This is a genomic window from Micromonospora sp. AMSO31t (genome assembly GCF_008868175.1).
Lineage (GTDB): Bacteria > Actinomycetota > Actinomycetes > Mycobacteriales > Micromonosporaceae > Micromonospora.
Window position 1 is genome coordinate 1 of the sequence record NZ_WBKT01000230.1, and the last position, 7,375, is coordinate 7,375.

At 76.5% G+C, this 7,375-nt stretch carries 5 protein-coding genes; 4 read left to right on the forward strand and 1 reads right to left on the reverse strand.

The annotated features are described in order from the left end of the window. On the reverse strand, nucleotides 1–345 hold a 345-nt coding region (locus F8274_RS29200; RefSeq protein ID WP_151465574.1), incomplete at its 3' end, for a hypothetical protein. Nucleotides 346–525: 180 nt separating this feature from the next. Here F8274_RS29200 and F8274_RS29205 point away from each other — a divergent pair. The 4 genes from F8274_RS29205 to F8274_RS29220 form a co-directional block, all read left to right on the forward strand. Then, the gene (locus F8274_RS29205; protein WP_225854028.1) at nucleotides 526–5,322 is read left to right on the forward strand and encodes a DEAD/DEAH box helicase; all 4,797 of its coding nucleotides are present in this window, start codon (nucleotides 526–528) and stop codon (nucleotides 5,320–5,322) included. Nucleotides 5,323–5,755: 433 nt separating this feature from the next. Continuing rightward, on the forward strand, nucleotides 5,756–6,262 hold the full coding sequence (locus tag F8274_RS32485) for a GNAT family N-acetyltransferase (protein WP_192580040.1): 507 nt from the start codon (nucleotides 5,756–5,758) through the stop codon (nucleotides 6,260–6,262). Next, the gene (locus F8274_RS29215; protein ID WP_151465576.1) at nucleotides 6,259–7,077 is read left to right on the forward strand and encodes an S-adenosyl-l-methionine hydroxide adenosyltransferase family protein; all 819 of its coding nucleotides are present in this window, start codon (nucleotides 6,259–6,261) and stop codon (nucleotides 7,075–7,077) included. The genes F8274_RS32485 and F8274_RS29215 overlap by 4 nt, the downstream gene beginning before the upstream one ends. 45 nt (nucleotides 7,078–7,122) lie before the next feature. Beyond that, nucleotides 7,123–7,375, forward strand: a 253-nt coding sequence (locus tag F8274_RS29220; RefSeq protein WP_370518287.1) for a DNA-formamidopyrimidine glycosylase family protein, incomplete at its 3' end; no start/stop codon positions are given.

Below are 7,375 nucleotides of genomic sequence, written 5' to 3' on the forward strand. Positions count from 1 at the left end.
GGAACGGTCCCGGCGGGGCGTCTCGACGAGCAGGTCGGGGCGGCCGAGCTGGCGGACCGCCTTGTTGACCACCCGCTGGGCGGCGGCCAGGGAGCGCACCGGCAGCAGCTTGCCGCGGCTCTCCCGGCGGAGCACGAAATAGTGCACGGCGGCGCGGACGAGCCCCCGGTCGGCGGCGCTGGAGTGGGCGGTGGCGACGACCAGCTCACGCAGGCAGCGGGCCAGCTCCTCGGCCAGCTCCAGCTCGGGGCCGTGCAGGCCGGTGCGCAGTGTGGCGAGGTGACTGTCGACCTTGCGGATGAGCACGTCGGTGCCGGACCCGGACCCTCGCCCCTGCACGGTCATCCAAGCCCCTCCACCCCACGCTGCGTTGCGAGTGAAGTTACTTTATGTTGCGCGCTGCAAGCAAGCAGTTAAGTAAGACTTAACGCATCCAAGGCCGCATCCGTCGCGTAAAGCCCCGTCCCGGACAGATCAGCGTCCGGCGCGGACCGGTTGTCAGACGGTGGGGGCAGGATAGAGGGCGTGGCGGACGAGGTGACCCGGGGCGCGGCGGTCCTGGCGGGATTCGGCGCGGCGACCCGGGAGTGGTTCGCCGCGGCGTTCGCGGCGCCCACCGCCGCACAGGAAGGCGCCTGGCGGTCCGTCGCCGCCGGCCGCAACGCGCTGGTCGTCGCCCCGACCGGCTCCGGCAAGACCCTCGCGGCGTTCCTCTGGTCGCTCGACCGGCTGGCCAAGGAGCCGCCGCCGGCCGAGGCACGGCACCGCTGCCGGGTCCTCTACGTCAGCCCGCTCAAGGCGCTCGCCGTCGACGTCGAGCGCAACCTGCGCGCGCCGCTCACCGGCATCCGGCAGGCGGCCACCCGGCTCGGCATCACCCCGCCCGACATCACCGTGGGCATGCGCACCGGCGACACCCCCGCCGACGAGCGGCGGGCCTTCGCCCGGACCCCGCCGGACATCCTCATCACCACGCCCGAGTCGCTGTTCCTGCTGCTCACCTCCGCGGCCCGCGACTCGCTGCGCGGGGTCCGCACGGTGATCATCGACGAGGTGCACGCGGTCGCCGGGACGAAGCGCGGCGCCCACCTGGCGCTCTCCCTGGAACGCCTCGACGCGCTGCTGGAGACCCCGGCGCAGCGGATCGGGCTCTCCGCCACCGTCCGGCCGATCGACGTCTGCGCCCGCTTCCTCGGCGGCGCCCGCCCGGTCGACGTGGTGCAGCCGCCCACCAGCAAGACCATCGAGGTCAGCGTCCAGGTTCCGGTCGAGGACATGACCCGCCTCGACGAGCAGGAGCCGCCGGATGACGCGCTGGGCGGGATCGGCCCGCGCCGGGCGTCGATCTGGCCCGCCGTCGAGGAGCGGGTCTTCTCGCTGATCCGGGCGCACCGGTCGACCATCGTCTTCACCAACTCGCGGCGCAGCGCCGAGCGGCTCTGCGCCCGGCTCAACGAGCTGGCCGCCGAGGAGCTGGAGGCGGCGTCCGCCCCGGACGGCGGTCGCGTGGCCCGGGGCGGGGAGCCGGTGCGCGTATCCGAGCTGCTGCCCGGAGGCGACGGCCCGGCGGCCGACGACGGCGGTCCGGGGGACGGCCTCGCCCCCGCGACCGGCAACGGCGGCCCCGGGGGCGGTCCCGACCTGGCGGCCGGCGGCTTCGAGCCGGGGGACGGTCCCGGTCCGGGGCCGCGGCGTGGTGCCGACGCGTTCGGCGGGCCGGTCGGGCCGCTGCGCGCGCCCCGCCAGCCAGCCGAGGTGATGGCGCAGTCCGGGGCGGCGGCCGGGGCGCCGCCGGTGATCGCCCGCGCCCACCACGGCAGCGTGTCCCGCGAGGAGCGCAAGCACATCGAGGAGGCGCTCAAGTCCGGGCAGCTCCCGGCCGTGGTCGCCACCTCCAGCCTGGAGCTGGGCATCGACATGGGCGCGGTCGACCTGGTCGTGCAGATCGAGGCACCGCCGAGCGTCGCCGCCGGCCTGCAGCGCGTCGGCCGGGCCGGGCACCAGGTCGGCGCGGTCTCCCGGGGCGTGGTCTTCCCGAAGCACCGCGGCGACCTGCTCTCCTGCACGGTGGTCGCCGAGCGGATGGGCGTCGGCGCGATCGAGGAGCTGCACTACCCGCGCAACCCGCTCGACGTGCTGGCCCAGCAGATCGTGGCGATGGTGGCCCTGGAGCCGTGGCGGCTGGGCGACCTGGCCGTGCTGGTCCGCCGCGCCGCGCCCTTCGCCGAGCTGCCCGACTCGGCGCTGCACGCGGTGCTCGACATGCTGTCCGGGCGTTACCCGTCGACCGCCTTCGCCGAGCTACGGCCCCGGCTGGTCTGGGACCGGGCCGCCGACGTGCTCACCGGCCGGCCCGGCGCGCAGCGGCTCGCCGTCACGAGCGGCGGCACCATCCCCGACCGGGGACTGTTCGGGGTCTTCCTGGCCGGCGCCGAGCGGGCCGCCCGGGTGGGCGAGCTGGACGAGGAGATGGTCTACGAGTCCCGGGTCGGTGACGTGTTCCTGCTCGGCTCGTCGTCCTGGCGGATCGAGGAGATCACCCCCGATCGGGTGCTGGTCTCCCCCGCGCCCGGGCAGGCCGCCCGGATGCCGTTCTGGAAGGGCGACCAGCTCGGCCGCCCGGTGGAGCTGGGCCGCGCCATCGGCGCGCGGGTCCGGGCGCTGCTGCGGCAGTCCGACGCCGACGCGGTGGCCGCGCTGCGCGCGGGCGGGCTGGACGACTGGGCCGCCGGCAACCTGATGACCTACCTGCGCGAGCAGAAGGAGGCCACCCGGTCGCTGCCCGACGACCGCACGGTGGTGGTCGAGCGGTTCCGCGACGAGCTGGGCGACTGGCGGCTCGCCGTGCACTCGGTGCTCGGCGCCCGGGTCAACGGCCCGTGGGCGCTGGCCATCGGCCGGCGGCTCGCGGAGCGCTACGGGGTGGACGCCCAGGTGATGCCCTCCGACGACGGCATCGTGGTCCGGCTGCCCGACACCGCCGAGGAGCCGCCCGGCGCCGACGTGGTGGTCTTCGACCCGGAGGAGATCGCCCAGCTCGTCGAGGAGTCGGTGGGCACGTCTGCCCTTTTCGCCTCCCGGTTCCGCGAATGCGCGGCCCGGTCCCTGCTGCTGCCCCGCCGCGACCCGCGCCGCCGCCAGCCGCTCTGGCAGCAGCGCCAGCGCGCCGCGCAACTCCTCGACGTGGCCCGCGAGTACGCCGACTTCCCGGTCACGCTGGAGGCCGCCCGGGAGTGCCTCCAGGACGTCTTCGACCAGCCGGCGCTGGCCGAGCTGATGCGGGACCTGGGCGCCCGCAAGGTCCGCCTGGTCGAGGTGGAGTCCGAGCGCCCGTCGCCGTTCGCCCGCTCACTGCTGTTCGGCTACGTGGGCGCGTTCCTCTACGAGGGCGACGCGCCGCTGGCCGAGCGGCGGGCCGCCGCCCTGGCCCTCGACTCCGGGCTTCTCGGTGAGCTGCTCGGCCGGGTCGACCTGCGGGAGCTGCTCGACCCCGCGGTGCTGGCCGAGACCGAGCGGCAACTGCGCTGGCGCACCGAGCAGCGCCGCGCCCGCGACGCCGAGGACGTGGTCGAGCTGCTCCGGGTGGTCGGCGACCTGAGCGAGGCGGAGCTGGCCGAACGGGGCGTACCGGCCGGGTGGCTGGGCGAGCTGGAGGCGGCCCGACGGGTGCTGCGGGTCCGGATCGCCGGCGAGGACCGCTGGGTGGTCGTCGAGGACGCGGCCCGGCTGCGCGACGCGCTCGGCGTGGCGCTGCCCGTCGGGGTGGCCGAGGCATATCTGGAGCCGGTGGCCGACCCGCTCGGTGACCTGGTGGCCCGCTACGCCCACACCCACGGCCCGTTCGCGGCGGCCACCTGCGCCGCCCGGTTCGGGCTCGGGGTGTTCGTCGTCGAGCAGGCGCTGCGCCGGCTCGGCGCCACCGGCCGGGTCGTCTCCGGCGAGTTCGCCCCGGACAGCGTCGGCACCCAATGGTGCGACGCCGAGGTGCTGCGGCTGCTGCGCCGCCGGTCCCTCGCCGCGCTGCGCCGGGAGATCGAGCCGGTGCCGCCCCGGGCGCTCGCCGCGTTCCTGCCCCGCTGGCAGCAGGTCGGCTCCTCGGCCCGGGGCGTCGAGGCGGTCGCCGCCACCGTCGAGCAGTTGCAGGGCGCCGCCGTGCCGGCGTCCGCGCTGGAACGTCTCGTGCTGCCCGCCCGCATCGCCGACTACTCCCCCGCCCAGCTCGACGAGCTCTGCGCCAGCGGGGAGGTGGTCTGGGCCGGATCCGGGGCGATCTCCGGCGGCGACGGCTGGGTCACCCTCGCGTACGCGGACGTCGCGCCCCTGCTGCTGCCACCACCGGACGAGGCGCTGGCCGTCACCCCGCTGCACGAAGCCGTGCTCGACGCGCTCGCCGACGGGCAGGCGCTGTTCTTCCGCTCCCTGTCCGACCGGGTCGGCTCCACCGACGACACCGCCCTGACGGCCGCCGTGTGGGACCTGGTCTGGGCCGGTCATCTCACCAACGACACCCTGGCCCCGCTCCGGGCGGCCCTCGGCGGCGGCGGAGCGCACCGGAGCCGGCCGACCGCCCCGCGCACCCGCTACCGCCGCCCCGGCCGGGTGGCGCTACCCAGCCGCGGCGGCCCACCCACCGTGGCCGGCCGCTGGTCCCGGCTGCCCGAGCGCGACCTCGACCCGACCCGGCGCGCCGCCGCCCTCGCCGACCTGCTCCTCGAACGGCACGGCGTGGTCACCCGGGGCGCCGTCATGGCCGAGCAGGTGACCGGCGGCTTCGCGGCGGTCTACCCGGTGCTCTCCGCGCTAGAGGAACGCGGGGCGGCCCGGCGCGGGTACTTCGTCGAAGGGCTGGGCGCGGCCCAGTTCGCCGTGCCCGGCGCCGTCGACCGCATCCGTGCCCTCGCCGACCCCGACGACAGTGGAGGCCGCAGCGGACCCACCGTGGTGCTCGCCGCCACCGACCCGGCCAACCCCTACGGCGCGGCCCTGCCCTGGCCCGACCGCGTGGTCGACTCCGGCGACGGGGCCACCCCGGCCACCGGGCACCGGGCCGGACGCAAGGCCGGGGCCCTCGTCGTGCTCGTCGGCGGCGACCTCGTGCTCTACGTCGAACGGGGCGGGCGCACCATCCTCTCCTTCACCGACGACACCGACGCGCTGGCCGCAGCCGGCAAGGCACTCGCCGACGCGGTGCACTCCGGCGCGCTCGGCGCGATCTCCGTCGAACGCGCCGACGGCGAGGCCGTGAACTCCTCGCCGCTGCGCGACGCGCTCACCGCCGCCGGCTTCCGCGCCACCCCCCGCGGCCTCCGCCTCCGCGGCTGACCACCGACGCCCCACCGGAACGTGCACCGCCGTCGGACGTCGGCGGTCCGGCGGGTCACAGCCGACGTCGGAGTCGCACCGCCGGTCACCGCGCCGGCCGGGGGGGCCGGCGTCAGCGTCAGCGTCAGCGTCAGCGTCAGCGTCAGCGTCAGCGTCAGCGTCAGCGTCAGCGTCAGCGTCAGCGTCAGCGTCAGCGTCAGCGTCAGCGTCAGCGTCAGCGTCAGCGTCAGCGTCAGCGATCTTGGACGGAAGTGGCCTCTGTAGGGGCCATTTGGTACCAAGATCTTGTCGGGTTCCGGGATGTGGACGGGGGCTCCCGATGTGCGGGAGGTCGGAGGGACGGAAGGACAGGCAGGGCCGGGATCCGCGGCAAGGGGGGCGGACCGGGCGGACACGCTCGCTAGGGTGTGCCGCACACGACGAGGAGGGACGGATGGCCTCGATCCAGGTACGACCCGCCGGACCCGGCGACCACGCCGACCTCGCGGCCCTGCACCAACGGGAGTGGGGCGGCCCGCACGTGGTGGTCCACGACACCCGCTACGACCTGCGGGAACTGCCCACCCTGGTGGCGGTGGACGGGGCGGGCGGCTTCGCCGGGGCGCTGGTGCACCGCGCCGCCGGCGGCGGCCTGGAGGTGGTCAGCCTGGCCGCGACGACCCCGGGCAACGGCGCGGGCAGCGCCCTCATGGCCGCCGCCGAGGTGGTCGCCACGGCGGCCGGGGCGGACCGGCTCTGGCTGGTCACCACCAACGACAACCTTCGGGCGCTCCGCTTCTACCAGCGCCGGGGGCTGCGGATCGTGGCGGTGGACGCGGGCGCGGTGGACCGGGCGCGTGCCGTCAAGCCGACCATCCCGTACCTGGGTGAGGACGACATCCCGCTCCACGACGAGCTGCGGCTGGAGCGGCGGCTCCCGGCACCGGCGGCCGCCTCGTGACGAGGCTCGACGGCGGGGCCGACGGCGGGCCGGCCGGCGGGCCCTGGATCTCGCTGACCACCGACTACGGCCTGGCCGACGGGTTCGTGGCGGCCTGCCACGGGGTGCTCGCCCGGCTCGCCCCGGCCGCCCGGGTGATCGACGTGACCCACCTGGTGCCGCCCGCCGACGTACGCCGGGGCGCGGCGGTGCTCGCCCAGGCCGTGCCGTACCTGCCGGTGGGGGTGCACGTGGCCGTGGTCGACCCGGGTGTGGGCACGGCACGGCGGGGTGTCGCCCTGGCCACCCCGGGCGGGCTGCTGGTCGGCCCGGACAACGGGCTGCTGCTGGACGCCGCCGAGGCGCTCGGCGGGATCACCGGGGCGGTCGAGCTGACCAGTCCGGCCTGGTTCGCCCCGGAGGTCTCCCGCACCTTCCACGGGCGGGACGTGTTCGCGCCGGTCGCCGCGCGGCTGGCGCTCGGCGCGCCGCTGGCCGGGGCGGGTCCGGCCGTGGACGCGGCGACGCTGGTCCGCCTGCCGGCGCCGGTGGTCCGCGCCGACGACGCGGGCTTCACCGCCGAGGTGCTGACCGTCGACCACTTCGGCAACGTCCAACTGGCCGCCCCCGGCGCGCTGCTGGCCGGGCTGCCGGAGCGGATACGGGTGGCCGGCCGCCTGGCGGTGCGTGGGCACACCTTCGGTGACGCCCCGGCGGGCGGGCTGGTCGCGTACGTGGACTCGGCCGGGCTGGTGGCGCTCGCGGTCAACAGCGGCCGCGCGGTCGACCTGCTCGGCGTACGCGCCGGCGACGTGGTGACGGTCACCGGCGACTGACCCGGCCTGCCCTGCGGATCCCGCCGAGCGAGGGAGGATGGAGGGGTGCCCGAAGGCGACACCGTCTGGAACACCGCCCGCGTCCTCCAGCGCGCCCTGGCCGGCGCCCGGCTCACCGGCTCCGACTTCCGCGTGCCGCAGCTCGCCGCGACCGACCTCACCGGCTGGACCGTCCGCGAATCGGCCAGCCGGGGCAAGCACCTGCTGCTTCGGCTTACCGCGCCCCCCGGTGCCCCGACGCGAGCCACCGCCACAGCGCCCGACGCCGCCGAACGCGCCGAAGCCGCACGAGTCGAGG

What these genes read in the sequence shown, in the direction of transcription:
- F8274_RS32485 (WP_192580040.1), top strand. Translation starts at nt 5,756, where the DNA reads ATGGCCTCGATCCAGGTACGACCCGCCGGACCCGGCGACCACGCCGAC.